The following is a 25,706-nucleotide window of genomic DNA, read 5'->3' as shown; positions in this document are numbered from 1 at the left end:
GTGTCCTTTCAGGTTGCGCCTGATGGAGTCAGTTGCTGTTGCATCACATGCTTTTGCACCTTGCCCAGCGCGTTGCGCGGCAACGATGCAACAAACACAATTCGTCGCGGTTTTTTGTAACTCGCCAGGCGCGCGCGGCACCAGTCGATCAATTCCTGTTCCAAACTGTCGGTCGCCGATGTTGCCGGCACGACCACCGCCACCACCTGCTCGCCAAACTCCGCGTCGGGCAGTCCGACCACCGCAGCCTCGGAGACGGCGGGATGCGCCAGTAACACTTCTTCGACCTCGCGCGGGTAGATGTTGTACCCGCCGCTGATGATTAGTTCGCGGGCGCGTCCTGTAATCGTGAAATACCCGTCCGCGCTGCGCCAGCCCAGGTCGCCGGTGTTGAACCAGCCATCGGCGTCGAATGCCTCGGCGGTCGCCTGCGGGTTGCGCCAGTACCCGGCGAACACGTGCGGACCACGCACCTGAATTTCGCCGATCTCGCCATCGGGAAGCGGTTGACGGGTGCGCACATCGACAATGCGCGCTTCCTGCCCCGGAAACGGCATGCCGACCGTTCCAGGACGGCGTTCGCCGTCGTAGGGGTTGGTCAGGTTCATCACTGTTTCGGTCATGCCATAGCGCTCCAGGATGCGATGCCCGAACAGTTCCTCGAACTCGGCGAAGGTCTGCGGGCTGAGCGGCGCCGACCCGGAGACGAACAGACGCATCCCGTCAACGCGCGCCGACGCTCCTGCTGCCTGTCGTCGCCGCGCTTCGGCAATCAGGCGGGTGTACATCGTCGGCACCCCAAAGAACATCGTTGTCTCGCCGCGCGCCAGCGTGTCGAGCACATCCGCCGCATCAAACCCGCGCCGCAGATCGACTGTGCTTGCCGTATAGAGCGTGCCATTCAGCCCAACGCCAAGACCGTGAATGTGGAACAACGGCAGGGTCAACAGCAGGCGGTCGTGCTCCGTCCAATGCCAGGCGACGGTGACGGCCGCGCTATTCGCCATGAGATTGGCATGGGTCAGCATAGCGCCCTTTGATCGTCCGGTCGTGCCCGATGTATACCCGATCAGCGCAATATCGCCCGGTTCAGGCGCGCGCGTCCAGTCCGGCGCGTCATCTGCGCCCTCCAACACCACATCGGACGCGAAGATGACCACACCAGGCGCATTCGCCTGACGCAGCAGATCGGCGTGCGCCTGATCGCCAACGATGACGACCTTCGCTGCCGAGTCGTTCAAAATATGGCGCAGTTCGGTCTGGCGGTACAGGGTATTGACAAGCACCACAATCGCGCCGATCATGTGGGTGCCCAGGTACGCCGTCACGAACGCCGGGCTATTCTCCAGAAACAGCGCCACCCGGTCACCGCGTTCGACTCCCACTGCGCGCAACCGTGCAGCCCAGCACGCCGCAATTGCAGCAATGTCCTTATAGGAAAAAGATAGTCCTTCAAAAAGAAGGAACGGGCGTTGCGGCGCATGTTCGACGGCGCGGCGCAAGGCGTCAATAGTCGTCAAAGGCGTCTTCATGGCATTGACCGTCGCTTTATAAACGAACTGTCAGGTTTTCTGCTCTCCTGCATGGTATAATATTGCGCAAAGATTCGCACATCCAGAATAGCGCCATGTACGCGCCAATGCGGGGAAATCAATGACCCTGCCGCTCGAAGGATTGCGCGTCCTCGATCTGAGCCGCGCGCTTGCCGGACCCTTCTGCTCGATGATGCTCGGCGATCTCGGCGCCGACATCATCAAGGTCGAACAGCCGGGCATTGGCGACCACACCCGCGCATGGGGACCACCGTTCGAAGGCGGTGAAAGTACGTATTTTCTCAGCGTCAATCGCAACAAGCGCAGCCTGGCGCTCGATTTCCGCAACGAACGCGGCGCTGCCGTGCTGCGCCGACTGATCGCCAGCAGTGATGTGCTGCTGGAAAACTTCGTTCCCGGTACGCTGGATCGGCGCGGATTCGGGTATGAAGCGTGCCGCGCCATCCGTCCTGATCTGGTGTATTGCTCCATCTCCGGGTTTGGTCAGACGGGACCGGATCGTGAGCGTGCTGCCTATGATCAGATTGCTCAGGGGTTGGGCGGGTTGATGAGCCTGATCGGCGAACCCGGTGGACCGCCAATGCGCGTCGGCATTGCGATTACCGACATCATGGCGGGCATGTTCGCGGCATATGCAATCCTGGCGGCGCTCTACCATCGCGCCCGCACGGGCGAAGGGCAGTGGGTCGATACCTCTCTGCTGGAAGGGCAACTGGCGATGCTGACCTATCAGGCGGGCAACTATTTCGCCACCGGTCGCGCGCCGGACCGACCGGGCAACCAGCATCCTTCGATTGTGCCGTATGGAGTCTATCGCGCTGCCGATGGCTACTTTACGCTCGGCGTCGGCACCGATGATCTGTGGGAGCGTTTCTGCGATGCGCTCGAGTTGACGGCACTTCGCAACGATCCACGCTTCCGCACGAATGTGTCGCGCCTGGCGCATCGCGCCGAACTGAACGCGCTCCTCGAGCCGGTGTTTGCATCGCTGCGCGTTGCCGACGTCGAACGACACCTAAATGCGGCTGGTGTGCCCTGCGGCGCTGTGCGCGATCTGGCGCAGGTTTTCACCGATCCGCAGGTGCAGGCGCTAGGAAGCGTCGTGACCATCGATCATCCGACTGCGGGCAGCATCCGGGTCGTTGCGCCGCCGTACCATTTCTCTGCCACGCCACCCGCCATCCGCCGCTCACCACCGCTTCTAGGGCAGCATACTGATGAGATTCTGGCTGAAATCGGTTATGAACCGCACGAGATTGCGACGCTCCGGTCTGCTGGCGTTGTCGCATAGCACGTCAGGAAAGGGGGAAACGTATGACCGAGCGACAGGGATTGTTCACCGTTCAGACCAGCCTGCACCTTTCACCCGAAAATCGGGCGCGCCTTGAACATTTGGTGCGTGAACGCCACAGCAACCCGCCGGATGTTGTGTCGCACATCCTCGCCGACTATCCGCTCACTCAACTGCCCCGCGACACCAATGGGACCGAAGGTGAACCAATCCACATACGCATCTACCTGACCCCTGAGCAGCGGGCAGCGTTCGAGGCGCACCTTGCTGAACACAAGACAACGCTGTCCGCGCTGGTTTCGCGCGTTGTCGCCGATTATCTGGCGACGCTTCCACCACCGCCGCCTACGCCATCGCCCTCGAAACCCAAGGTGGACCTGGCGAAGCGACGCGCTGACCTTGCCCGCCTGAAAGCGCGCCGCGACGAGGCGGGCAAAGATGCTCCCGCCTGGCTGCATGCGTACATCGCGCAGATGGAAGTCGAGTTGCGCCGCCTGGAACGTGAGGTATAGTGGCAAAGAAAGTACGGCTCGATCAGTTGCTGGTGCAACGTGGTCTGGCGGAGACGCGCGCCCGCGCACAGGCGCTGATCCTGGCCGGCGAGGTGCGGGTCAACGGCGTCACCCGACACAAAGGAGGCGAACTCGTCCCCGATGATGCCGAGATTGAGGTAATCGGCGCACTGCCGTATGTCAGTCGCGGCGGCTATAAACTGGCGCACGCGCTCGACACCTTTGCGCTTTCCCCCGCAAATCTGGTAGCGCTCGACATTGGCGCATCGACCGGCGGCTTCACCGATGTGCTGCTGCAACGCGGCGCTGCCCGCGTCTATGCCGTCGATGTCGGGTATGGACTGATCGACTGGCGATTGCGCCAGGACCCGCGGGTCGTTGTTCTCGAGCGCACCAATATTCGCTACCTGGAAGTGTTGCCTTCGCCGGAAGAGGAGGCGTTGGCTGCTCCGGTTCTCGCCGATTGCGCCGTGATCGATGTGTCGTTCATCTCGCTCAAGCTGGTTCTTCCCGCAGTTCAGCGCCTGCTGCAACCGAATGCATGGATGATTGCGCTGATCAAACCGCAGTTCGAGGCGGGACCGGCGCAGGTCGGGAAAGGCGGCGTGGTGCGCGATCCGGCGGTTCACGCGGCAGTAGTGCGCGACGTGCTGACCTTCGCTGCCACTATCGGGCTGTCGCCCCACGGTCTCACCCGCTCGCCGATCACTGGACCAGCCGGAAATGTCGAGTTTCTGGCGTGGCTCGGCGGTCCTGGACCGGTGCTCAATGTGGGGTGGGCAATTGAAGAGGCGGTGAGGAAGACGTCTGCCAATTGAAGGCGCCCCGCAAGGTTATACCAATGGCGATTGAAGATGCCGCATGCGTGTCATTCCGAGCGCAGCATTGAAGATGCCGCATGCGTGTCATTCCGAGCGCAGCGAGGAATCGGCGCGGGTCGCGCAAGACCCCTCGCTCTGCTCGGGGTGACCATGTTGGTATTATGCACCATCTGCCTGGTTGACAGCCACGCGCCGCGCGGACCTCCGTCTCCACGCCGATCACACGCATCACTGTGAACACGGGGTTGGTCGCGGGCATTCACTCACCAGAGCAAGGGCGCTACCGCGCCCTTGCTCTGGTCAGCCCAACGGTTGTATTGTTTGGGCAGGGAGAAATCATCCTCGCTGCGCGCGTCGCGCATGACCTTCTACGGCGCCGTGGACGCCACCCACAACGGATCGGCGCTGTCGGCGCCGCCGCTTGCGCCAAGCGTCAGGTGGTAGCCGTTCCCCGAAGCATCGCTGGTGGTCTGCCCGCTCCCTTCATCAAACCGGTAGAGCGCGCGCGTGTTCGCATCCGCCGGATGCGCCGTTGACGGCGGCGTAAACGCGCCGCTGTAGCGCGCGACGTTCGAGATGCGCACATCGTCGAGGTCGCCGTTGAAGAAGCCGTACCCCGTCAGCCCGCCGATGCGCAGGAACGGTCCTTGCGTGATCGCGCCGATGGTGGCCGCTGAACCAGGCGCGCCGTTGACGAACACCCGCGCCGTCGCGCCATCATACGTCACCGCAACGTGATACCAGGTGTTGGCGACCAGCGCCGTCGGATGCTGCGCCGCGCGCCAGCCACCAGTCGAAGCCACCCACCAGGTGACGCGCCCGCCGTTCAGTTCGAGCGACCAGCCGGTGTTGTCGTCGCTGTGGGCGATGATGACGCTATTCTGCCCAGCGGTCGCCGGGCGCACCCAGAGTTCGATGGTTTGCGCGCCGCCAAGCCCGGCGATCTGCCCGCCGCGCACCTCATCATTCACCCCGTCGAAGCGCAGCGCGTTATTCGATGGCGGAATGGGAGTGGCGGTTGCCGTCGGCGTATTGGTTGGCGGAAACGGCGTCGGGTTTGGACCTGCCGTGCCGGTGGGTGTGGCGGTTGGCGGCAACGATGTGGCGGTTGGGGTGTTGGTTGGCGGAACCGGCGTTGGTGTCGCGGTTGGCGGCGGTGGAGCAATCGGCGCCGTGGACGCCACCCACAACGGATCGGCGCTGTCGGCGCCGCCGCTTGCGCCAAGCGTCAGGTGGTAGCCGTTCCCCGAAGCATCGCTGGTGGTCTGCCCGCTCCCTTCATCAAACCGGTAGAGCGCGCGCGTGTTCGCATCCGCCGGATGCGCCGTTGACGGCGGCGTAAACGCGCCGCTGTAGCGCGCGACGTTCGAGATGCGCACATCGTCAAGGTCGCCGTTGAAGAAGCCGTACCCCGTCAGCCCGCCGATGCGCAGGAACGGTCCTTGCGTGATCGCGCCGATGGTGGCCGCTGAACCAGGCGCGCCGTTGACGAACACCCGCGCCGTCGCGCCATCATACGTCACCGCAACGTGATACCAGGTGTTGGCGACCAGCGCCGTCGGATGCTGCGCCGCGCGCCAGCCACCAGTCGAAGCCACCCACCAGGTGACGCGCCCGCCGTTCAGTTCGAGCGACCAGCCGGTGTTGTCGTCGCTGTGGGCGATGATGACGCTATTCTGCCCAGCGGTCGCCGGGCGCACCCAGAGTTCGATGGTTTGCGCGCCGCCAAGCCCGGCGATCTGCCCGCCGCGCACCTCATCATTCACCCCGTCGAAGCGCAGCGCACCACTACCGGAAGGCGTCGTTGTCGCCGTTGGCGTCACCGCAGTGGGCGTGGCGCTCGGTCCGGCGGTTGGCGTTGCCGTTGGCGGTACGGGCGTGGGGGTGTTGGTTGGCGGTGCAGGCGTGGCGGTCAGCGTAGCCAGCGGCGGTGTTCCATCCATCAGCACTTCGCCATACTCCAGTACTTCGCGCAGATCGAAGGTCTGCACCAGCAGCGGCGCCGTCGAAGGCGGCGGCGCGCCCAGAGTGAACTGCACCGTCTTCGGACCTGCCGGCGCGCCATTGGGCAGGCGAATGAGGAGCGCGCCGCGTGCTACGCCGCCGGAGGCGGCATCGGTCACCGCCGCAGGGTCGGCAACCAGCGTTGCGCCCGCGCCAAAGCCACTGATCGCGCCCGGCGTTACCTGCGCGAAATCGACATCCGGCGGGAGGCTGATCAGGACGCTGCCGCCAGCCGGAATAAAGGAAGCAGTTGTAAAACTGAGCGTATACAGGTTGCCGGACACACTCAGCGCGACCGAGCCGAGCGGCGCGCCGGGCGTCATTTGCGCCAGCCCGAAGCGTCGAGCGTTGGGACGCAAACCGACGGTATAGTATTTGCGGTAACTGCTGCCCAGTTTCAGCGCACGCGCCGCCCACACGCCATCGGGCGAAAACGTGCCAGGATCGTCGGCGCCGGTGAAGACCGGATTGTTCGGTATTGGGCGCACCCAGTTGACGCCGTCGGTCGATACGACATACCCGGTTGAGAAGGCTGGCGTGGCATACGATTTCGCCTCATACCACATGCGGAAGAACGCGCCATCCTTGATCACCGTCGGTACGCCGACGCTGTTACTATCGAAATCGGTGAAATTATTGATGCGCGCAAGGACGGCGCCGCCGCTGCCGCCAGGAATCCGCGTCCAGTTGATTCCATCAGGCGATACAGCATAGCCAATGGCGAACACATAAGCGCTGACATTGTTCACGCCCTCATACCACATCCGATAGCAGCGTCCACTGGTGCGCCCATTCTCGCACGGTAGCGCAGGAGTGGCTTCATCGATCAACACCGAAGGCGCGACGATATAATCCTGATCGAAGTCATTGACGCCGCCACGTTCGACCAGAACAGCGTTGCGGTTCGGCGCGCCGGTTCCGGCAGTACCCGGCACGCGCGTCCAGGTGATGCCGTCCGGCGAGGTCGCATACCCGATACCCTCAATTGCGCCAGTATTGCCAAAGCCGCTGTACCACATGCGGAACGTGTTCCCATCACGCACGACATACATGGTCGAGACGCCAGTGCTATCGAAGTCGCCGGGCACGCCGGACGGCTCGAAGACACTGCCGCCGACCCCTGAGCCAATGAAGCGCGTCCAGGTCATGCCATCCGGCGAGAGGGCATGACCGATGCGCCGCGTCCCGCTGCCGTCCACGCCGACATACCACATGCGGTAGCAGACGCCGCCGGTACGCCCGTTTTCGCACGGCAGCGCCGGCGTGGCGGTATCGCGCAGCACCATCGGCGGGAAGATTTCCGACGTGTCGAAACTTGTGCCGCCGCCGCCGCAGTTCTGTCCGGCAATTGTAAAGACTGCACCTTCCACGGATACCGGGCATGTGCCGGGGATGTGCAACCATGGCTGACGGTTCGACGGATCGGCGGTCGGCGCCGGGGTTGCCGTCGGCGGTTGCGGGGTGTTGGTTGGCAAGAGTGTGCTGGTCGCCGTTGGCGGTTGTGGGGTATCTGTCGGGGTCGGCGTACTGGTCGCCGTTGCTGTTGGTCCCTCTGTGGCGGTCGCAGTCGGCGGCGCCGACGTCGGGGACGGCGGCACAGGCGTTGGCGTTGCAGTTGGACCGACATTCGTCGCCTGTGACAGATCGATGGTTGCGTACTCGATCACTTCGCGCACATCGAACGTCTGCACTGTCATAATGGCGGGCGTTGAGGGCGGATTTGCCAGTGTGAATGTGATCGTCTTGACGCCTGCGGGGGCGCCGTCGGGCAAGCGGATGACGAGTGCACCGCGCGCCGTTCCCTGCGCAAACGCATCGGTCACTGCCGCACGTTCGGCAGTGAAGGTCGCACCGGCGCCAAAGCCGGACATCGTTCCCACGGTCACATCGGCGAACGGCACGGAAGCGGGCAACATCAGCAGCACACTGCCACCCGGGGGGATCATCTGAGTAGTCAGCAACAGGGTATATTCACCAAGGTCACGGCTCAACGCCGGCGCAGGCAGCAACATTCCCGGCGTCATGGTCGCCTGACCAACGCGCACGGCATTCGGGCGGCTGCTGACCGTGTACCACATGCGGAAGGCGGCACCTTCCTTTATGACAAACGGCGTCCACACATTGTCGGGCGAAAGCGTCCCTGGATCATCGGCGCCGCGATACACTGCCTGGTTTGGCGCCGGACGCACCCACGTCACGCCGTCAGTCGATACCACATGCCCGATACTCTGGTTGGACGCCTGGCTGTTGTACCACATGCGAAAGAGCGCGCCATCCTTCAACACCACCGGCGCACCGACGCTGCCCGCATCCCATTCGCCGGCCGCGCCGACACCGAGCACCGGGTTCCCACCCGCTGCGCGCATCCAGTTCACGCCATCGGGCGAAAGGGCGTAGCCGATGCGAAAGACATTTGCCGCGTCAGTGCCCTGATACCACATCCGATAACACACGCCGCTCGTGCGCCCATTCTCACAGGGGAGTTGCGGCGAGGCTTCATCGCGGATCACGGCGGGAGCGGCAACAATCGCCTGATCGAATGTGGCGGCGCTGGTCGGACGCAGGACGGCGCCCTGAGTCAGCGGTCCTGCGACGCGCGTCCAGGTCGCACCGTCGGTCGAGGTGGCGAAGCCAATCGTGAAGACCGAGCCGTTAAAGCCGTTGTACCACATCTCGAAGACGGCGCCGTTACGAATGACATACGGAAACGAGACGCCAGCGTTATCGAAGTTGCCCGCCGGTCCAGGACCGAGCACCGCGCCGCCGCCTGCGGACCCCGGCACGCGCGTCCAGGTTGCGCCATCCGGCGAAACGGCATAGCCGATGCGTCGCACACCACCAGCGTCGAAGCCGGTATACCACATGCGGTAACACACACCGCCTTCGGCAATGCCGGGGCATGGCGCAGCCGCAGTGGCAATATCGCGCAGAATGACCGGACTTTCGACATTGACGCTGTCGAAGGTCGTACCGCTTCCGCCGCAATTATCGCCAGCACGACCGAACACCGCGCCTCCCAGCGCAGGACCACACGTTCCTGGCGCATGCGTCCAGAGTTGACGATTGGGAATCGTCGCTTCGCTCACCGATGGCGCTGCCAACGCAATCAACAGGAGAGCGCCAATGAACGACCCCACCACCCACAAACGAGTACGCATATCCCTCCAACCTCGCATAGTACACAACGTTCAGCGCGACCGAACGTGGAAACGAAATGAGCACGCGCTCTGCGACCAGACATTCGAGGTTGGGCAGCGTTCCCAGTGTGTGGCGGCGCCTTTCGCCTCGCACCTCGCCTCTTGCCTCGCGCCTCTTGCCTTGCCACCAATGCGAGATACATCTCGCGCGACGCCATCCTCGGGACCCTCTCGCCTCTCGCCTCTCGCCTCTTGCCTTGCCACCAATGCGAGATAAATCTCGCGCTACGCCTTTGTCGGGCCTCTCGCCTCGCCCCTCGCCACCAATGCGAGATACATCTCGCACGACGCCTTGGTCGGGTCCCGCTCGCCTCTCGCCTCTCGCCTCTCGCCTCTCGCCTCTCGCCTCTCGCCTCTCGCCTCTCGCCTCTCGCCTCTCGCCTCTCGCCTCTCGCCTCTCGCCTCTCGCCTCTCGCCTCTCGCCTCTCGCCTCTCGCCTCTCGCCTCTCGCCTCTCGCCTCTCGCCTCTCCAGGAGCATAGATCATGCCAATGACAAATCGATGAGAAAATACCTGTGCGCGGTTACACAAATTATCGATCTGTCATCCAGACCGGTATCGTCCCACCGGCATGGAGTGACTCTGCTACAATAGAGCGGATTTCCTGTCACTGCTTCCTATCAGTAAAGAGGCAACGGCTATGCGCATCGACGACCTTGACACCCCGGCAGTTGTGATCGATCTCGACCGCCTGGAGGCAAATATCGCCCGTTTTCAGGCGCATCTCGACCGGCACGGCATCGCCAACCGTCCCCACATCAAGACGCACAAGATTCCGCAGATCGCACAGATGCAGATAGCGGCTGGCGCTGTCGGCATTACCTGCCAGAAACTTGGCGAAGCGGAGGTCATGGCGGACGCAGGCATCACCGACATTTTTCTGCCCTACAACATTCTTGGCGCCGCCAAACTGGAGCGCCTGGTCGCTCTTGCCCGCCGGGTGCAGGTGAGCGTTACCGCCGATTCACCAGACGTCGTCACCGGTCTGGGCGCAGCGATGTCCGGCGCCGGTCTGGAACTGCCGGTGCTCGTTGAATGCGACACCGGTATGGGGCGGTGCGGCGTGCAGACCCCGGCGGAGGCAGCTGAACTGGCGTTCCAGATCGCGCGCACGGCGGGATTGCGTTTTGGCGGATTGATGACCTACCCATCGAGTCCGGCGATCGGTCCGTTTATGCGCGAAGCGGTACGGCTTCTGCGCGAGCGTGGGCTTCCGGTCGAGCGGGTGAGCGGCGGCGGCACGGCAGGCATGTGGCATGCGCACGAACACCCGGAAGTGACCGAGTATCGCGCCGGCATGTACGTCTACGGCGACCGCTATACCCTGCGCGCGGGCGCGCTGCGGCTCGAAGAGTGCGCAATGTCTGTTCTGACAACCGTCGTCAGCCGTCCGACGCCGGATCGCGGCGTGATCGACGGCGGCAGCAAGACATTTTCGTCCGATCTGCTCGGTCTGGAGGGATACGGTCTCATCCTGGAATATCCCGAAGCCAGGATCGTTAACCTCTCTGAAGAGCATGGCGTGGTGGATTTCAGCCAATGCGCGCAGAAACCTGCGATTGGCGAAAGGGTGCGGGTGCTGCCGAACCACTGCTGCGTCGTGAGCAACCTGTTCGATGAAGTGATCGGCGCGCGACGCGGCGAGGTCGAAACCATCTGGCGGGTGGCGGCGCGGGGCACGGTGCGGTGAACGTCATCACCTTTCCCCGAGGCGCACGAGCGGCGCCACATCACATCCGCCGCGTCTCACGGAACAGTTGCGCGAGCGGGTACTGAAAACCTGGAACAACGTCAGCGCCGTCGAGGGTGTCGGCGCTCGCGTACAGGCGCATCGCGCCGGCGGCGCGATACTCGACAACGGTGTGCGTCTCGGGGTAGACCAGCCAGATAAGGCGCGATCCGGCAGTCAGATAGTCTTGCACCTTCGCCTGCACCTGCACGGCTGTCTCGAAGGGCGAAATGATCTCTACAACCAGGTCTGGAGCAAGCGACCAGAATCCGCTCTCGTCCTCCGGCGGCGGAATGCGTTCTTTCTGCACAAATGCAACATCCGGCGCGCGCACGACCGCATCCGGTTCGGGCTGAAGTTGAAACCCCGGCTCAGCCGTGTAGACTTCGCCCAGATCGTGCGCCTCGACATATTGTTGGAGTGCGCTTCCCAGCCGCATGGCGTAGCGTCCCTGCTTCGGACTTGCCGAACTCATCATCAACAGATCTCCTCGCACAAGTTCATAGCGTTCTTCTCGCCCGGCGAACTGTTGCAGGTCGGCGACCGTCCACGGACGACCGGGCCGGGGCACGATGATCGGCTCCGCCGCAACAAGCGGAAGCGTGAGCGTCAGTGTGGCTGGAGGTCGAAGCAGCGTGTTCATATAATCATGATACCACGTCGTCTAGAGATCATCATGCCCGCCGGCGCGGGCTGGTTTGAGGACCTTCTGTGAACCAGAGCAATGGCGCACGAGCACCCGTCGGACCATCAGCCCGACGGTTCAGATGATGATCGGTTACGCCGAAATCAGACAGCGCAAGGATGGGGCTGAGACCTGCCCTTACACTTGCGCAGACCCTGCGCGCATGAGCGCCACCACACTCTCAATGTGCGGCGTTTGCGGGAAGAGGTCAACCGGCGTCGCGCGCACAACCGCGTACCCGCCAGCGATCAGGGTCTTCAGATCGCGCGCGAGGGTCGCCGGATGACACGAGACATAGACGATCCGGCGCGGCGCGCGCTCGATGAGGGCGTGCAGCACGCGCGGATGGCACCCGCGACGCGGCGGGTCGAGCACCACGGCGTCGAACGGTCCGTCGAGGTTGGCGAGCACTGCTTCGGCGCTGCCGGTGATGAAGCGCACATTCGAGATATGATTGACTGCGGCGCTGCGCTCTGCATCGGCGACAGCGCCGGCATACTCCTCGACGCCAACTATCTCGATGGCATTGCGCGCCAGTGGGAGCGTGAACGCGCCCGCGCCGCAGTAGAGGTCGAGCAGGCGACCGCGCGCCTCATCGCCAAGGCCGGCGCGGATCAGGTTGAGAAGAGTTGCCGCCGCTGCAACATTCACCTGAAAGAAGGTCGTCGGGCGAAGCAGGAACGTCAGATCTGCCAGTTCCTCGACGAGCGTATCGGCGCCAAGCGGCGGCAGCATGTGCGGCGGCGGAACGGTAAAGACGACGCCTGCCAGAACCGGACAACGCGCCCGCCAGCGCGCCGCCAGACTCCGGCGGTCGCCGCGCCCGCGCAGCGCTGCGATGCAGTACCCATACGCCTCGCTGACACGCAGCGTCACCTCGAGCGGCGGCGCATCATCAAGTTCATCGGCAAGTGCGCTCCGCAGAGCTGCCAACGCTTCATTCAAAACCGGGTGCAGCAGTGGGTCGTGATCGAGTTCTGCGATTGAGCGGGTATTGGACTCGTAATAGCCGATCCGTCGTCCGTCGCAGTGCAGACGGGTGTTATTGCGGTACTCCCACGGTTTTGAGGCAAACGCTGTCGCTTCGACCACAGCCGGATCGACGCCGGCAAACTTGGCAAGTTGATCGGCCAGAATCTGGCGGCGCAGGCGTTGTTGCGCGTCGAATGCAATATGTTGCCAGGGCATATGACTCGCGCCGGGGAGACGTGGAGCGACGCGGTCGGGTGAGGCAAGCAGCACGTCGATGACATCGCCGCGCGCATACGACTCATGCCGTTCCCGCAGTCGCACCACGACCCGCTCGCCGGGAATGCCGCCAGCCGCGAACACTACCCGGTTCTGCCAGCGTCCGACTGCTTCACCGCCCTGCGCGATGCCATCGAGCGTCAGTTCCAGGGTGTCGGGCCATGTGGACGATAGCGTTTGCTCGGAGAGATCAGCCAAAGTCACGCTCACCAATATCACTGCGGTAGGTGCGCCCCTCGAACTGCACCCGATCGGCGTTGACCAGCGCGCGACCGCGAGCGCCGGGCAGTGAGACCCCCTGCGCCACAACCGTGGCAACCAGACCGCCGGTGGTACGCAACCCGCCCCAACTCTGTGGAGCGCCTCCCATGCCGAGCAATCCGCCGATCATTGAACTGAGGGCGTCGGCGCTACGACTGCGATTGCTCGCCAGGCGCGATGCGTATGGCGCCGTTGCAGCGGGATTGGTCGTTGCGCTATGAAAGAGCATCACGCCGGGGTCGATTTCCTCGAGACCGCGGATCTGCCCGCCGGTGGGGAAGAAATTGGGATATCCACGCGCCATCAATCCAAGACCAACGCTGGCGGTCGCCGACCATGTCGGCGGCGGCAATTCGTGGAGACGCCTGGTGATCGAGGCTTCCAGCCAGGGGATCAGGTCATCTTCCAGGCGCGGCAACACCACCTGCGCCTCTCCTTCGCGGAAACTGAAGCGCAACGCCGTCGCGCGCGGACCCTCCGTCGTAATGATGCAATCCACGCCGATCAATCCCCAGCACGGCAACCCTTCCTTCTCCAGACCGGCGACGAACGGCAGGATGAACTTCTCGTGCAGGTAGCGCGTCAGACGCTGTGCGAATGCCGAATTGCCGGTGTGCGCCCCGACGCCACGCGCCTGCGCACCGCGATCCCCTTCCTCGACCCGATCATACAGGCGGGTCGCCAGGAGCGGCACGACGGTACGCCCATCGGTAAGCGCCGAGAGCGCCACCCGCGGACCGCGCAGCACGGCTTCGATGACCACCCCCTCGCCGCCGTCGAGGGAACGCGCGGCAAACAGGCGCCGCAACCCTTCGAGCGCAGCGTACCGGTCGTCGAAAATTTCCTCGCCGCCCGATGGATGATCCGTCTTGATCATCACCGGCAAGGTCAACGTCGCCAGATAACGCTCCGCCATGGCAAGGTCGATAAACGGGCGCCCTGGCGCTGTCGGAATACCATGGCGAATCATGAATTCCTTTGCCAGGCAGCGACTGCGCTCCAGCGCGGCGGCGCGGCGCGACGCACCCCAGACGCCAATGTGCAGCGACAGCACCTCATCGACCAGCCCGGCATGCAGGGGTGCGCTGGTCGCAGGAATCACCAGATCGATCTGTTCCTCGAACGTCCAGCGGCTCAACCCTGCCACATCGGCGACATCGAGCGTCACCGAAGGCGCGAACGGCGCTGTTCCGCCGTTGCCCGGCGCGCAGATCACCTCCGGTGACCGCGGGCTGTTGATCAGTTTCCAGGCGAGCGCGTGGGCGCGTCCGTCGTCGCCAAGCAACAGAATCTTCATCATACGCAATCTCTCCTCCCACGCAAACCGACGCGGCGCTTCGGGCGCGCAGCATCCGGGAGGACACGGACAGGCGCAGATTGTGACGTATCGCCGCCGTTCGCTTGCCGCTGCGCATCGGCAAACCCGCGTCCATCCGCAGCATCCGCGCGAATCTGTGTGCTATTCATCACACAGCATGCCTGGACCGCAGTGCTCCGTTGACGTATCTGACCGACAGATCCAACCCCTCCTGCAACGTCGCCGCCGTGCGCAATCCCAGGTGAATGCCAAGGCCGATGAGCGTCTGCGCCACCTCCGGGCGAATACCGACCAGAATTGTTTCCGCTCCCATCAATCGGGCTGCGCTTGCCGTGCGCACCAGCGCCTGCGCCACCTGCGTATCGACAATCGGAACACCGGTGATGTCCAGAATGACCGTATCAACATTCCGCTGCTCAATGGTTTTGAGCACGCTCTCGGTCAGTTTTGCCGCCCGCGCGCTATCGATGGTGCCGGAGAGCGGAACCACCACCGTGCCGTCGCGTACCGGAATCACCGGCAACGAAAGGTCGAGGATCAACTGGCTCAACTCCTGCTGCGCCGCCAGGCTGCGACGCAACTCATCCGTCAACGCCTGCTGCGCAGCGAGAGTCCGGCTCAACTCCGACGTGCGCTCCGCAATGCGCTCTTCCAGATCGGCATTCGCCCGCGCCAGTTCGTGCTGTGCCTGCTCTGCCATCTGGCGCGCCTGCTGCGCATCACGAATAGTGCGCTGCGCAATACGCGCCCCGATATACGAGACCAACCCGACAACCACAAGCAGGACACTGCTGTTGAGCACATTATGACGCGCATTGGGAAGATTCCAGAGATCGGGATGCGCCGTTATCAGCGTCAGCAGAAAACCGCCGGTCACCCCGCCGGTCACCAACCAGAGCTGCGGCGGCGTGAGCGACAGACTCGCAATGACGATCAGGGCAGTCAGAAAGTAGCCGACATTGACGCTGCGTTCAGAATCAAGATTTGCCACGGCAAAGAGCGCACCGGAGAGAAACGCGCCGACCACGATCCATGCGGCTACGCTGGCATACCCGCGCTGCGCTAGCGCATACGCGCCAATAAAGAGCGCACTGCTGGCAACCGGTATCAGCACACTGCCACCATCGGGCGACACGATGGCGAGAATGGCAAAGAGCACGTTCGCCACCAGCATCATGATGATCAATTGCATCACGATCAGCGCGCGACGTTGCACATCAGGATCGGTCGCGCGCGTTGTCATCAGCGTGTTGATCCAACTCCGCATTTTCGTTCTCCGCTCTCCATCATCCACGAACACTCAGCAGTTGATCCTGACAGCCGCATCGGGCTGCGGATCAGGGAACGCATGTCGCCAAACAGAAGGAGTGCGGCAGCGATCACACATCGCACGGCGCTGCATTCCAGGCAGCAGCCCCGCCGACGCCATTAAGGCGCACGATCCATCATACCATGCGCTGGCATCATCTATTGATACGCAATAGTGATCGGGATGCAAACATTTTTGCAATCTTTACCTCGCCAGATTGCTTTTATAATAAAGTAACGCGGTTGGCGGTTGATTGTCGAGCCGCCGTTCTAAACCAGAAGGATCCGCGATGCAACAGCGACGTTTCGGCGCGCATATGTCTATCAGCGGCGGGTTGTACACCGCATGCGAACGCGGACGCCGCGCAGGGTGCGACGTCGTTCAGATTTTCAGCAAGAATCAGCAGCAATGGCGCGCCCGACCGCTGACCGACGATGAGATTGCGCGTTTCAAGGAAGCGCAGATCACCGAAGGCGTGCCGGTTGTTCTGGTTCACGACTCGTACCTGATCAATCTGGCAGCACCGGGCGATGAGTTGTGGCACAAATCGCTCGAGGCGTTCCGCGAGGAACTGGAACGCTGCGCTTTGCTCGGCGTTCCGTACCTGGTCACACATCCCGGCGCACACGTCGGATCGGGCGAAGAAGCGGGGATGCGCCGCGTTGCGGCTGCCCTCGACCGCGTGTTCGAGAGCGGCGCCGGTGACGGGGTCACGGTCCTGCTGGAAACGACCGCCGGGCAGGGGAGCAGCCTGGGACGCCGCTTCGAGGAACTGGCGCGCATTATCGAGTATTCCCGCTACCCGAACCGCCTCGGCGTCTGTGTCGATACCTGTCACATCTTTGCCGCCGGGTACGACATTCGCACGCCGGAACAGTATGCGGCGACGATTGAAGAACTGGATCGCGTCATCGGCATCGCGCGTGTGAAAGCCTTTCATATGAACGACTCGCAGAAAGAGCTGGGGAGCCGGGTGGACCGCCATACGCACATTGGCGAGGGATGCATCGGACTGGAGGGGTTTCGCGCACTGGTGAATGATGAGCGCTTTGCCGATCTGCCGATGGTGCTGGAAACGCCAAAAGGCGACGACCTCGCCGAGGATGTTCGGAACCTGAAGACTCTGCGTGGTCTGAGGGCTGATACCAATTACCGGTGAACATCCGGCATGGTCACCCCGAGCAGCGCGAGGGGTCGTGCGCGACCCGCTTCGATTCCGCGCTGCGTTTACCCTGAGCGAAGCGAAGGGCTCGGAATGACACGCATGCGGCATCTTCAAGCGTCATTGGTATGAGGCGTCGTGAGCACGACGCAGAAAGGGTGACGTCTATGCCTGTTCCTCCCGGCTTACTGATGGACATCGCCATCCTGATTGTTCGTGAATACCGGCGCAGCCGCAAGCGGCGCGCTGCGCCTGGCGTTGCGCGCGCACCTGCGCCATCGCGCGCGCCTGCCCGACGGCTGTCGTCGGTCGGACGCGCGCTGCGCCTGGCAGCGATTGTGGGGCTTCTGTGGCTGCTCTGGCGTGAAGTCACCCGACGACGCGCGGCGCTGATCGAGGCGCAACGCGATGCTTTCAGCCGAACCGCGTCGATGACCGCTGTTTTGCCGGCGCCATCACTTCCGCCTGCTCCGCCAGCGCCGCCTGCTGACCCGCCGGCGTCTGCGCCCGGCGATGCCGATTCATCCGTATCACCAGTCGATTCAGCAGAACATGCGAGATCCAAGACCAGCGCCGAGAATCTTGCGTCGCCGGAACATGCGGCGCCAGAAGATGCGACTGCCGACGAGGAACGCGGAAATGGCGCCCTGATCGGTTGGTGCGCCCGTTGCCGTGTGCGCCAACCGATGCAGCGCGTGACATTCGAGACCAACGCTGGCGGACGTTCCATCGCGCGCGGCGTGTGCCCCGTCTGTGGCGCTGGGATCACCCGCTTCGTTGCGCGAGAGGCGCGAAAGATTGAAGGTTGACGGTTGCACTCGGCTCTCGGTTCTCCGTTCCGCTCAGGAGCATGGGTGAGCGCGCACGCGGATCGACACGGATCGCAATGGATGCGTGCCGATGGGACGCGCAGCCGTTCCCGGTTCTCGGTTCTCAGTTCTTCACTCTCTTCACCCCTGACACAGGAGGACATCTTGAAACACGATCTTGACCGGTTGATGGCGGAACGGAACCTGGACGCCATCGTTGTCGAAGGACCTGACGGACTGGAAAGCGCTAATCCCGACTACAACTACTTTGTAGGAGGGCGGCACATTCCCGGACTGATCATCAAAAAGCGCGGCGAACCCACGATGCTGCTCCACAGTCCGTGGGAGCAGAATGAAGCCGAACAGACAGGACTCGCACTTGTATCGCTCAATCGCTGGAATCTGCGTGAGATACTCCAGGAGTTTCCCGACCGCCTGGAAGCACGGGTAGAACATCGCCGCCGTATCTTCACCGACCTTGGCGTGCGCGGGCGCGTCGGCATCTACGGCACAGTCAAAGCCGGACCGTTCTTTGCGCTGATGGCGCGCCTGGCGCAACAGATCGATGGGCTGGAGATCGTTGCCGAACTCGACCGCGATGTCATTTCAATGGCGCGCCTGACCAAAGACGCCGACGAGGTCGAGCGCATGCGCGCCGTCGGGCGCAAGACGTGCGCCGTCCTCCAAGTGGCGGTTGATTTCATTTGCACAGGTTGGATCGATGGCGGGAGCGTGCGTGGCGTCGACGGCGCGCCACTCACAATCGGCGATGTGCGGCGGGTGATGCTGCGAGAAATCGCGGCGCAGGGATTGGAAACGCCGGCCGGGATGATCATCTCCCAGGGACGCGACGCTGGTCTGCCGCATGCGCGCGGCGATGACGCGATGCCGCTGCGTCCGGGGCAGGCGATCGTGATCGACATCTTCCCCCGCGAGGCAGGCGGAGGATATTTTCACGACATGACGCGCACCTTTGCCATCGGATATGCGCCGCCGGAACTGCAACAGGCGTATAATGACGTGCTCGGCGCGTTCGAGATGGTGACCGCCGCATTCGAGGCGGGTGCGCCAACCAGGAAGTATCAGGATATGGTGTGCGATTACTTCGAGGCGCGCGGTCACGACACCATTCGCCGCACCTACCCGATTGAGGAAGGATACATCCACTCGCTTGGTCACGGGCTGGGGCTGGAAGTCCATGAAGACCTGAGTTTTTCGTCGCTCGTGGATCGCGGCGATACCATCGAACCCGGCGCAGTGTTCACTGTCGAGCCGGGGCTTTATTACCCGAGCCGCGGCTTCGGCGTCCGGATCGAGGACACATACTACTGCGCGCCGGATGGTCACTTCGAGAGCCTGACGCCATTCCCGAAGGAACTGGTGATCCGCCCTTATGAAAGGGATTGAATAAAACGGCAAATCTTGCTATAATGTAAAAAACATGTTTCCCTGGTTCTCGGATCACCAGCATACAACCGGTCTTGCCTGTCAAGTCCGAGCCTGCATCACCACTCCGCATTCAAGGCATACTCCGTCGGCACGGACAGGTTGGACGGACGCCCCGACATAAGCGTCAGGAGCAATTGGAATGCTGAACAGCAATGGTGCAGCGCCGCCAACGCCGCTGTTAGAAATCGACGGCGTCAGTCTTGATTTTGGCGGCGTGCGCGCCCTCTCGAACGTGCATTTCAACGTCTACTCCGGGACCATTCAGGCGATCATCGGACCTAACGGCGCAGGCAAGACGAGCCTCCTCAACTGTATCAGCGGACTGTATCGACCACAACACGGAGCGATCCGCTTTGAAGGGCGCAATATTGTGGGCATGGCGCCGCATCACATTGCCCGTCTCGGTATCGCGCGCTCCTTTCAAAACATTGAATTGTTCCGCCATATGACCGTGCTCGACAACCTGATGCTTGGGCGTCACATCCATATGCGCAGCGGCGTCTTGAGCGGCGGCGTCTACTGGGGGCGGGCGCAACGCGAGGAGATTGCGCACCGCGAGATCGTGGAGCAGGTAATTGATCTGCTCGAAATTCAGTCCATTCGGAAAAAGGTCGTCGGAGCGCTGCCGTATGGTTTGCAAAAGCGGGTGGAACTCGGTCGTGCGCTGGCGATGTCGCCGCGCTTGCTGCTGCTCGATGAGCCAATGGCCGGTATGAACAGCGAAGAAAAGGAGGACATGGCGCGCTTCATTCTCGATGTCAATGAAGAATGGGGCGCCACCATCGTGTTGATCGAGCACGATATGGGAGTGGTAATGGACATCAGCGACTGTGTTGCTGTTCTGGAGTTCGGTCTCTTGCTCGCCAATGGTTCGCCCGATGAGGTGCGATCCGATCCGAAGGTTATTGATGCGTATCTTGGTCGTGAGCACGCAGTTCGTCAGGAATGGTAACAATGCGAATGGACGACATAACGCTCCCACAATTGTTGATGCACAATGCACAGCGCTTCGGCGACCGGGTCGCGCTCCGCGAGAAAGATTTCGGCATCTGGCAAACCGTTACCTGGCGGCAGTTCGCCGATCATGTGCGCGCCTTCGCTCTGGGATTGCGCGCTCTGGGGGTGCAACGGGGCGATAAGGTTGCGATCATTGGCGACAATCGTCCTGAATGGCTGTATGCCGAACTTGCCACGCAGGCGATCGGCGGCGCGTCGATTGGGGTGTACCAGGACTCGGTCGCCGAAGAGGTGCGCTACCTGGTTGAAGCCGCCGATGCGCGGGTGATTGTGGTCGAGGATCAGGAGCAAGTCGATAAGATGATCGAAATCTGGTCCCAACTGCACGGCGTCCTCAAGGTCATCTATTACGAGCCGAAAGGACTGCGCAGGTATCAGGCGCCGTATCTTGCGAGCTTCCCTGACATCGAGGAACTGGGGCGCGTGTATGACCGCGAACATCCTGGTTTGTTCGAGGCGGAACTGGCGCAGGGACGCCCGGATGACGTCGCCATTCTTTCGACCACTTCCGGCACGACCGGCAAGCCCAAACTGGCAATGCTGACCCACCGCAACCTGATCAGCCAGGGCGCTGGACTGCTGGCGGTCGATCCGCTGGGACCCGATGATGAGTTTGTGAGTTTTCTGCCGCTCGCATGGGTCGGTGAGCAGATGATCACCGTGGCTGCCGGGCTGCAATGCGGACTGACCATCAATTTCCCTGAGTCGACCGACACGGTGCAGGAGAACATCCGCGAAATCGGTCCTCGGGTTATGTTCTCGCCGCCGCGAATTTGGGAGAATATGCTCTCGCAGGTGCAGGTGAAGATTCAGGACAGCACACGGCTTAAACGGGCAGCCTACGAATGGGCGGTGCGGCAGGGGTACGCGATGGCGGACGCGCGCTTCAACGGCGTTGCGCCCGGTCTGTTTCTGCGGCTGAAGTACACCCTGGCGCGCCTCCTTGTCTTTGAGGAATTGAAGGATCATCTGGGGTTGCGTTTCCTCAAACGCGCCTACACGGGCGGTGCGGCGCTTGGTCCCGATGTGTTTCGCTTCTACCACGCCATCGGGGTCAACCTCAAACAGGTTTACGGTCAGACCGAAAGCGCCGGTCTGAGCGTGATCCACCGGGACGGACAGATCAAGTTTCAGACGGTCGGCACACCGCTGCCCAACACCGAGGTGCACATTGCCGCAAACGGCGAGATTCTGGTCAAAAGCCCATCGGTGTTCATCGGGTACTACAAAAATCCTGAAGCGACCGCCGAAACGCTCAAGGATGGCTGGTTGCACAGCGGCGATGCGGGTTACTTCGACGAAGACGGGCATCTGGTCGTCATTGATCGCGCCAAAGATGTGATGACGCTGCGGGATGGCACGATTTTCTCGCCGCAGTTCATCGAGAACAAACTGAAATTCAGCCCTTACATCAAAGAAGCGGTGGTTTTCGGCGGCAACTGGCCCTTCGTCACCGCCATCATCAACATCGACTTCGCCAATGTTGGCAAATGGGCAGAAAATGCCCAACTCTCCTACACCACCTACACCGATCTTGCCCAGAAGCCGCAGGTGTACGCCCTGATCCGCAGAGATGTCGAGCGCGCGAATGCCGATCTGCCCGCAGCCGCGCGCATCAGGCGCTTCCTGTTGCTCCATAAGGAACTCGACGCCGATGATGGCGAACTGACCCGCACGCGCAAGGTCCGGCGCCGTCTGGTGGCAGAGCGCTACCACGATATTGTGGAGGCGCTGTATGGTGATCGGCACGAGATGGAGGTCGAAACGACGATCACCTATCAGGACGGACGCACGGCGCTGATCAAGACGCGGTTGCACATCGAGGACCTGGAGGAATCAGAGTTCGCCGCGTCTGACAGTCGGCTGGAACGCGCGCTGGCACGGTAAGATTGACGACGAGCGGCGTTGGCGGTATTCCCGCGCGTTTTGCCCGGTGCGTCCTGCTGATGGAAATTGGTGAACTATCTCGGGGCAGCGTATGGAAAAATTCGTGCAACTGACGCTGAGCGGGGTCGCCAACGGCGCCATTTTCGCGCTGGTGGCGCTCGGATTTGTGCTGATCTACAAGAGCAGCGACGTAATCAACTTTGCGCAGGGCGAGTTGCTGCTGATCGGCGCGTACCTGACGTACACCACCGTAGAGATGATCGGCTTGTGGTGGCCTCTTGGCGTGATCGTCGCCGTGGCGCTGGCCGCGCTCGTTGGCGTGCTGATCGAGCAGATGGTGCTGCGCCCGCTCATTGGCGAGCCGGTCATCTCGGTTATTATGGTTACTATCGGGCTATCGTCGTTGCTGCGCGCGATCATCGGCGCGATATGGGGAGTGACGCCACGAACGGCGCCACAGTTCCTTCCCCGCGATACGATCGCGTTGTTCGGCGCCAGCGTCAGCGTGGATCGCCTGTGGGCGTTTGCGCTGGCGTTGACCCTCTTTGCCCTGCTGACCCTCTTCTTTCGCTACAGCCGCGAAGGTATCGCCATGCGCGCCGTTGCGGACGATCAACAGGCGGCGTTGAGCATGGGCATCAGCGTCAAGAAGGTGTGGGCGGTCGCCTGGGCTATTGCCGCTGTGACCGCCTCGGTTGGCGGCATTCTGTTGATGAGCATCTTCGGCGGCGTCTCCGGGCAGATCGCTCGCGTCGGATTGCTGGTCTTTCCGGTAGTGATCCTTGGTGGTCTCGACAGCATTCCGGGCGCGATTGTCGGTGGGCTGATCATCGGGTTGCTCCAATCGTTCGCCGGCGGATATCTGCCGCCTGAACTCGGCATGGGTGAGGTTGCGCCTTTCATCATTCTGCTTTTCATCCTCCTGATACGCCCATACGGTCTCTACGGTCAGCGGATCATCGAGCGCGTGTAAGAAATGGGGGCGCCTCTATGCAGAGCGGGACGTTCCACACGTCGTATGCCGGTGATATGGCGTTGCGCCCATATTGGGTTCAGCGATTGCGAATTGCGCTGGTGCTTATCGCCGTCCTGACCTTTCCATGGTTCGCAGACCGCTATTGGCTGAACCTGGCGAATACGATTGCGATCGCTGCTATCGGCGCAATTGGCTTGAACATTCTGGTGGGTTATACCGGTCAGATCAGCATCGGTCACGGCGGCTTCCTGGCGGTCGGCGCCTATACCGCCGGTCTGCTCGCGGCGCGACTCGATGCGCCGATGTGGGTTACCATTCCGGTCGCCAGTGGCTTTACGGCGCTGGTGGGCGCGTTCTTCGGGTTGCCGTCGGTGCGGCTCAAGGGTCTCTACCTGGCGATTGCCACGCTGGCGGCGCAGGAGATTATTATCTGGCTGCTGACGCACGGCAAACTGCTCGGCATCGGCGAGTCGCTGACCTTGCCGCAGGCGGCGAACAATCTCTTTGGCTTCCCGCTATCGGCGCTGGGCAACAACGATTTTGCGTTCTACTGGGTGACGGTCGGATTTCTCATCCTTACCGTCGTGTTTGTGAGTAACCTCTTCCGTAGCCGAACCGGACGCGCATTCGTGGCAATTCGTGACCAGGATATTGCTGCACAGGTCATCGGCGTTGATCTCTTTCGTTATAAGTTGCTGGCGTTTGCCACATCGTCGTTCTTCGCGGGGCTGGCGGGCGCGCTGACGGCGCACTACCGCAGCATTATTTCGTGGGAACGCTTCACGATTGACACGAGCATCCTTTACCTGGCAATGATTATTATCGGCGGTCTGGGGAGCGTTTCGGGGTCGATCTACGGTGCGGCGTTCATGACGCTGCTGCCGGCGCTGCTCTCGAACCTGGCGCGCGCGATCAGCGGTGTTGTGCCGGATATCAACACCTATCTGCCGTATATTCAGCAAGGCGCATTCGGACTGGCTATCGTGCTCTTTCTGATCTTCGAACCAGAAGGGATTGTCAAAATGTGGCGCAACGTCAAGGATTACTTCCGGTTATGGCCGTTCAGTTATTAGGTGATGACAAGGAGGACGGAATGCGCAACGAACGACGACGGTTCAATCTGCCGGCACTGATGCTGGCGCTGGCAATGCTGCTGGCGGCATGTGGGGGTCAGCCGCAGCAACCGCCTGCGGCAGGCGGCGGAGCGACAACCGGCGGTCCGCCGATCAAGATCGGCGCCATCTTCGATCTCACCGGAGCGACGGCGGATGTCGGAACACCCTACTCCAAAGGACAGATTGCCTTCGTTGACTGGAAGAACGCCAATGGCGGCGTGGCGGGGCGCCAGTTGCAACTGATCAGCCAGGATTACGCCTATGAAGTGCCGCGCGCCGAGGAACTCTATACGCAATTCGTCACCCAGGACGGCGTGATCGTCTTCTCCGGTTGGGGCACCGGCGACACCGAAGCGCTCAAGGGCAAGATTACCGCAGACAAAATCCCCTTCATTTCGGCATCATACTCGGCAGCGCTGGCAAATCCGGCTGAAACGCCTTACAACTTTCTGGTCGCTCCAACCTACTCGGATCAACTGATCATTGCTATGAAGTGGGCGCTGGACGACTGGAAGGCGAAGGGGAAGAGCGGCACGCCCAAATTCGCGTACCTCATCAACGACAGTCCTTTCGGACGTTCACCGCTTGCTGATGGGACTGCCTTCGCCACTGCCAACGGCATCGAGACGCCGCTGGAGGTTCCTTCGCCGCGCGGCGCCACCGACCTGACGCCGCAGTTGACGCAGATCCGCGATTATGGCGCCAACTATGTCTTTCTCCAGAATGTCTCAAGCCCTGCGGCGCTGGCCATCAAGAATGCCAAAAGCCTGGGGCTTGATGTGCAGTTCGTCTGCCTGAACTGGTGCGCCAACGAACTGTTGATCAAACTGGCGGGCGCCGATGCCGAAGGCGTGGTGGGCGCCATTCCGTTCAGTCCCGAAGGTGAAGGCGCAAAAGTGGCGCTCGAATTTGCAAAGGAGAAAGGGATCGACTACGGTGGCGCCGATAGCACCTTCGTTCAGGGCTGGACGGCGATGTCCATCCTGGTGACCGGGATCGAGCGAACGCTGAAGGACGGGAAAGAGTTGACCGGCGAGAATATCAAAAACACTCTCGAGACGATGGGACCGATTGAGACCGGTGGGGTTACGCCGCCGGTGGTCTTCAGTACAACCGACCACGCAGGCGTAAAGGCGCTGCGGATGTTCCGCGTCGAAAACGGCAAGTGGGTGGCGATCACCGACTTCATTAGCGCAAAGTAGCTGCGGGGGATGCGCCTGGAGGCGACGCTGGCGCAGGGGCGATACTTTGTTTCGCAAGGATAGCATTTTCTGGCAAAATCCTCTCGTGCAGCATGCGCGTTGAGTATCAGAGCGCCCCCACCCTGGACGCTCAAGAGGCGATCCACAAGCCCGCAGCATGA

At 62.2% G+C, this 25,706-nt stretch carries 18 protein-coding genes; 12 read left to right on the top strand and 6 right to left on the bottom strand.

Annotation, left to right across the window (positions count from 1 at the left end):
- Positions 1–8 precede the first annotated feature (8 nt).
- A complete protein-coding gene (locus RCAS_RS02890; RefSeq protein WP_012119120.1) occupies positions 9–1,532 on the bottom strand; it encodes an acyl-CoA synthetase in 1,524 nt (507 codons plus the stop codon).
- Between the two features lie 121 nt (positions 1,533–1,653).
- On the opposite strand from RCAS_RS02890, the gene RCAS_RS02885 reads away from it, so the two are divergent.
- The 3 genes from RCAS_RS02885 to RCAS_RS02875 are packed head-to-tail and all read left to right on the top strand — an operon-like array spanning position 1,654 to position 4,174.
- On the top strand, positions 1,654–2,844 hold the full coding sequence (locus RCAS_RS02885) for a CaiB/BaiF CoA transferase family protein (RefSeq protein ID WP_012119119.1): 1,191 nt from the start codon (positions 1,654–1,656) through the stop codon (positions 2,842–2,844).
- Between the two features lie 23 nt (positions 2,845–2,867).
- Positions 2,868–3,356, top strand: coding sequence for a hypothetical protein (locus RCAS_RS02880; RefSeq protein WP_012119118.1), 489 nt, complete (start codon positions 2,868–2,870; stop codon positions 3,354–3,356).
- Positions 3,356–4,174 (top strand): TlyA family RNA methyltransferase, encoded by an 819-nt coding sequence (locus RCAS_RS02875; protein WP_012119117.1) that lies wholly within the window; start codon positions 3,356–3,358, stop codon positions 4,172–4,174. Before RCAS_RS02880 ends, RCAS_RS02875 begins: the two co-directional genes overlap by 1 nt.
- A 371-nt stretch (positions 4,175–4,545) precedes the next feature.
- Here RCAS_RS02875 and RCAS_RS02870 read toward each other — a convergent pair whose 3' ends face one another.
- Entirely contained in the window at positions 4,546–9,339 is a 4,794-nt protein-coding gene (locus RCAS_RS02870) for a LamG-like jellyroll fold domain-containing protein (RefSeq protein ID WP_012119116.1), read from the bottom strand.
- 679 nt (positions 9,340–10,018) lie between these two features.
- On the opposite strand from RCAS_RS02870, the gene RCAS_RS02860 reads away from it, so the two are divergent.
- A complete protein-coding gene (locus RCAS_RS02860) occupies positions 10,019–11,068 on the top strand; it encodes a D-TA family PLP-dependent enzyme (protein ID WP_012119115.1) in 1,050 nt (349 codons plus the stop codon).
- Between the two features lie 40 nt (positions 11,069–11,108).
- Here RCAS_RS02860 and RCAS_RS02855 read toward each other — a convergent pair whose 3' ends face one another.
- From RCAS_RS02855 to RCAS_RS02840, 4 genes are all read right to left on the bottom strand, one after another.
- A complete protein-coding gene (locus RCAS_RS02855) occupies positions 11,109–11,750 on the bottom strand; it encodes a Uma2 family endonuclease (RefSeq protein ID WP_012119114.1) in 642 nt (213 codons plus the stop codon).
- Between the two features lie 180 nt (positions 11,751–11,930).
- Complete coding sequence (gene rlmD, locus RCAS_RS02850; protein ID WP_408638377.1) at positions 11,931–13,244, bottom strand: 23S rRNA (uracil(1939)-C(5))-methyltransferase RlmD; 1,314 nt, start codon at positions 13,242–13,244, stop codon at positions 11,931–11,933.
- Entirely contained in the window at positions 13,231–14,601 is a 1,371-nt protein-coding gene (locus tag RCAS_RS02845) for a phosphoribosylamine--glycine ligase (RefSeq protein WP_232280141.1), read from the bottom strand. Before RCAS_RS02845 ends, rlmD begins: the two co-directional genes overlap by 14 nt.
- A gap of 166 nt (positions 14,602–14,767) precedes the next feature.
- Positions 14,768–15,886 (bottom strand): STAS domain-containing protein, encoded by a 1,119-nt coding sequence (locus RCAS_RS02840; protein ID WP_012119111.1) that lies wholly within the window; start codon positions 15,884–15,886, stop codon positions 14,768–14,770.
- A 331-nt stretch (positions 15,887–16,217) separates the two neighbouring features.
- Between RCAS_RS02840 and RCAS_RS02835 the strand changes: the two genes are divergently transcribed.
- The 8 genes from RCAS_RS02835 to RCAS_RS02800 all read left to right on the top strand — a co-directional run bounded on the left by RCAS_RS02835 (position 16,218) and on the right by RCAS_RS02800 (position 25,545).
- Positions 16,218–17,087 (top strand): deoxyribonuclease IV, encoded by an 870-nt coding sequence (locus RCAS_RS02835; RefSeq protein WP_012119110.1) that lies wholly within the window; start codon positions 16,218–16,220, stop codon positions 17,085–17,087.
- 170 nt (positions 17,088–17,257) lie between these two features.
- Positions 17,258–17,899 carry a DUF5679 domain-containing protein gene (locus tag RCAS_RS02830; protein ID WP_157042520.1) on the top strand — a complete coding sequence of 214 codons (642 nt, stop codon included), beginning with the start codon at positions 17,258–17,260 and terminating at the stop codon, positions 17,897–17,899.
- 165 nt (positions 17,900–18,064) lie between these two features.
- Complete coding sequence (locus tag RCAS_RS02825; protein ID WP_041330152.1) at positions 18,065–19,306, top strand: M24 family metallopeptidase; 1,242 nt, start codon at positions 18,065–18,067, stop codon at positions 19,304–19,306.
- 181 nt (positions 19,307–19,487) lie between these two features.
- Positions 19,488–20,300: an ABC transporter ATP-binding protein gene (locus tag RCAS_RS02820; RefSeq protein WP_012119107.1), complete on the top strand. Its 813-nt coding sequence runs from the start codon at positions 19,488–19,490 to the stop codon at positions 20,298–20,300.
- Positions 20,301–20,308: 8 nt separating this feature from the next.
- Positions 20,309–22,252: a long-chain fatty acid--CoA ligase gene (locus RCAS_RS02815; protein ID WP_041331494.1), complete on the top strand. Its 1,944-nt coding sequence runs from the start codon at positions 20,309–20,311 to the stop codon at positions 22,250–22,252.
- A 91-nt stretch (positions 22,253–22,343) separates the two neighbouring features.
- Complete coding sequence (locus tag RCAS_RS02810; protein WP_012119105.1) at positions 22,344–23,225, top strand: branched-chain amino acid ABC transporter permease; 882 nt, start codon at positions 22,344–22,346, stop codon at positions 23,223–23,225.
- A gap of 17 nt (positions 23,226–23,242) precedes the next feature.
- Positions 23,243–24,301, top strand: a complete 1,059-nt coding sequence (locus RCAS_RS02805; RefSeq protein ID WP_012119104.1) for a branched-chain amino acid ABC transporter permease — start codon at positions 23,243–23,245, stop codon at positions 24,299–24,301.
- A gap of 20 nt (positions 24,302–24,321) precedes the next feature.
- Positions 24,322–25,545: an ABC transporter substrate-binding protein gene (locus tag RCAS_RS02800; RefSeq protein ID WP_041330151.1), complete on the top strand. Its 1,224-nt coding sequence runs from the start codon at positions 24,322–24,324 to the stop codon at positions 25,543–25,545.
- Positions 25,546–25,706 lie beyond the last annotated feature (161 nt).

The organism is Roseiflexus castenholzii DSM 13941, from assembly GCF_000017805.1.
Lineage (GTDB): Bacteria > Chloroflexota > Chloroflexia > Chloroflexales > Roseiflexaceae > Roseiflexus > Roseiflexus castenholzii.
This window is presented reverse-complemented; position numbering and strand designations above follow the sequence as displayed.

Coding starts and splice junctions, on each gene's coding strand:
- RCAS_RS02805 (WP_012119104.1), top strand. CDS start 23,243: ATGCAGAGCGGGACGTTCCACACGTCGTATGCCGGTGATATGGCGTTG.
- RCAS_RS02860 (WP_012119115.1), top strand. CDS start 10,019: ATGCGCATCGACGACCTTGACACCCCGGCAGTTGTGATCGATCTCGAC.
- RCAS_RS02800 (WP_041330151.1), top strand. CDS start 24,322: ATGCGCAACGAACGACGACGGTTCAATCTGCCGGCACTGATGCTGGCG.
- RCAS_RS02890 (WP_012119120.1), bottom strand. CDS start 1,532: ATGAAGACGCCTTTGACGACTATTGACGCCTTGCGCCGCGCCGTCGAA.
- RCAS_RS02880 (WP_012119118.1), top strand. CDS start 2,868: ATGACCGAGCGACAGGGATTGTTCACCGTTCAGACCAGCCTGCACCTT.
- RCAS_RS02870 (WP_012119116.1), bottom strand. CDS start 9,339: ATGCGTACTCGTTTGTGGGTGGTGGGGTCGTTCATTGGCGCTCTCCTG.
- RCAS_RS02885 (WP_012119119.1), top strand. CDS start 1,654: ATGACCCTGCCGCTCGAAGGATTGCGCGTCCTCGATCTGAGCCGCGCG.
- RCAS_RS02810 (WP_012119105.1), top strand. CDS start 22,344: ATGGAAAAATTCGTGCAACTGACGCTGAGCGGGGTCGCCAACGGCGCC.
- RCAS_RS02835 (WP_012119110.1), top strand. CDS start 16,218: ATGCAACAGCGACGTTTCGGCGCGCATATGTCTATCAGCGGCGGGTTG.
- RCAS_RS02830 (WP_157042520.1), top strand. CDS start 17,258: ATGCCTGTTCCTCCCGGCTTACTGATGGACATCGCCATCCTGATTGTT.
- RCAS_RS02815 (WP_041331494.1), top strand. CDS start 20,309: ATGGACGACATAACGCTCCCACAATTGTTGATGCACAATGCACAGCGC.
- RCAS_RS02855 (WP_012119114.1), bottom strand. CDS start 11,750: ATGAACACGCTGCTTCGACCTCCAGCCACACTGACGCTCACGCTTCCG.
- RCAS_RS02820 (WP_012119107.1), top strand. CDS start 19,488: ATGCTGAACAGCAATGGTGCAGCGCCGCCAACGCCGCTGTTAGAAATC.
- RCAS_RS02840 (WP_012119111.1), bottom strand. CDS start 15,886: ATGCGGAGTTGGATCAACACGCTGATGACAACGCGCGCGACCGATCCT.
- RCAS_RS02845 (WP_232280141.1), bottom strand. CDS start 14,601: ATGATGAAGATTCTGTTGCTTGGCGACGACGGACGCGCCCACGCGCTC.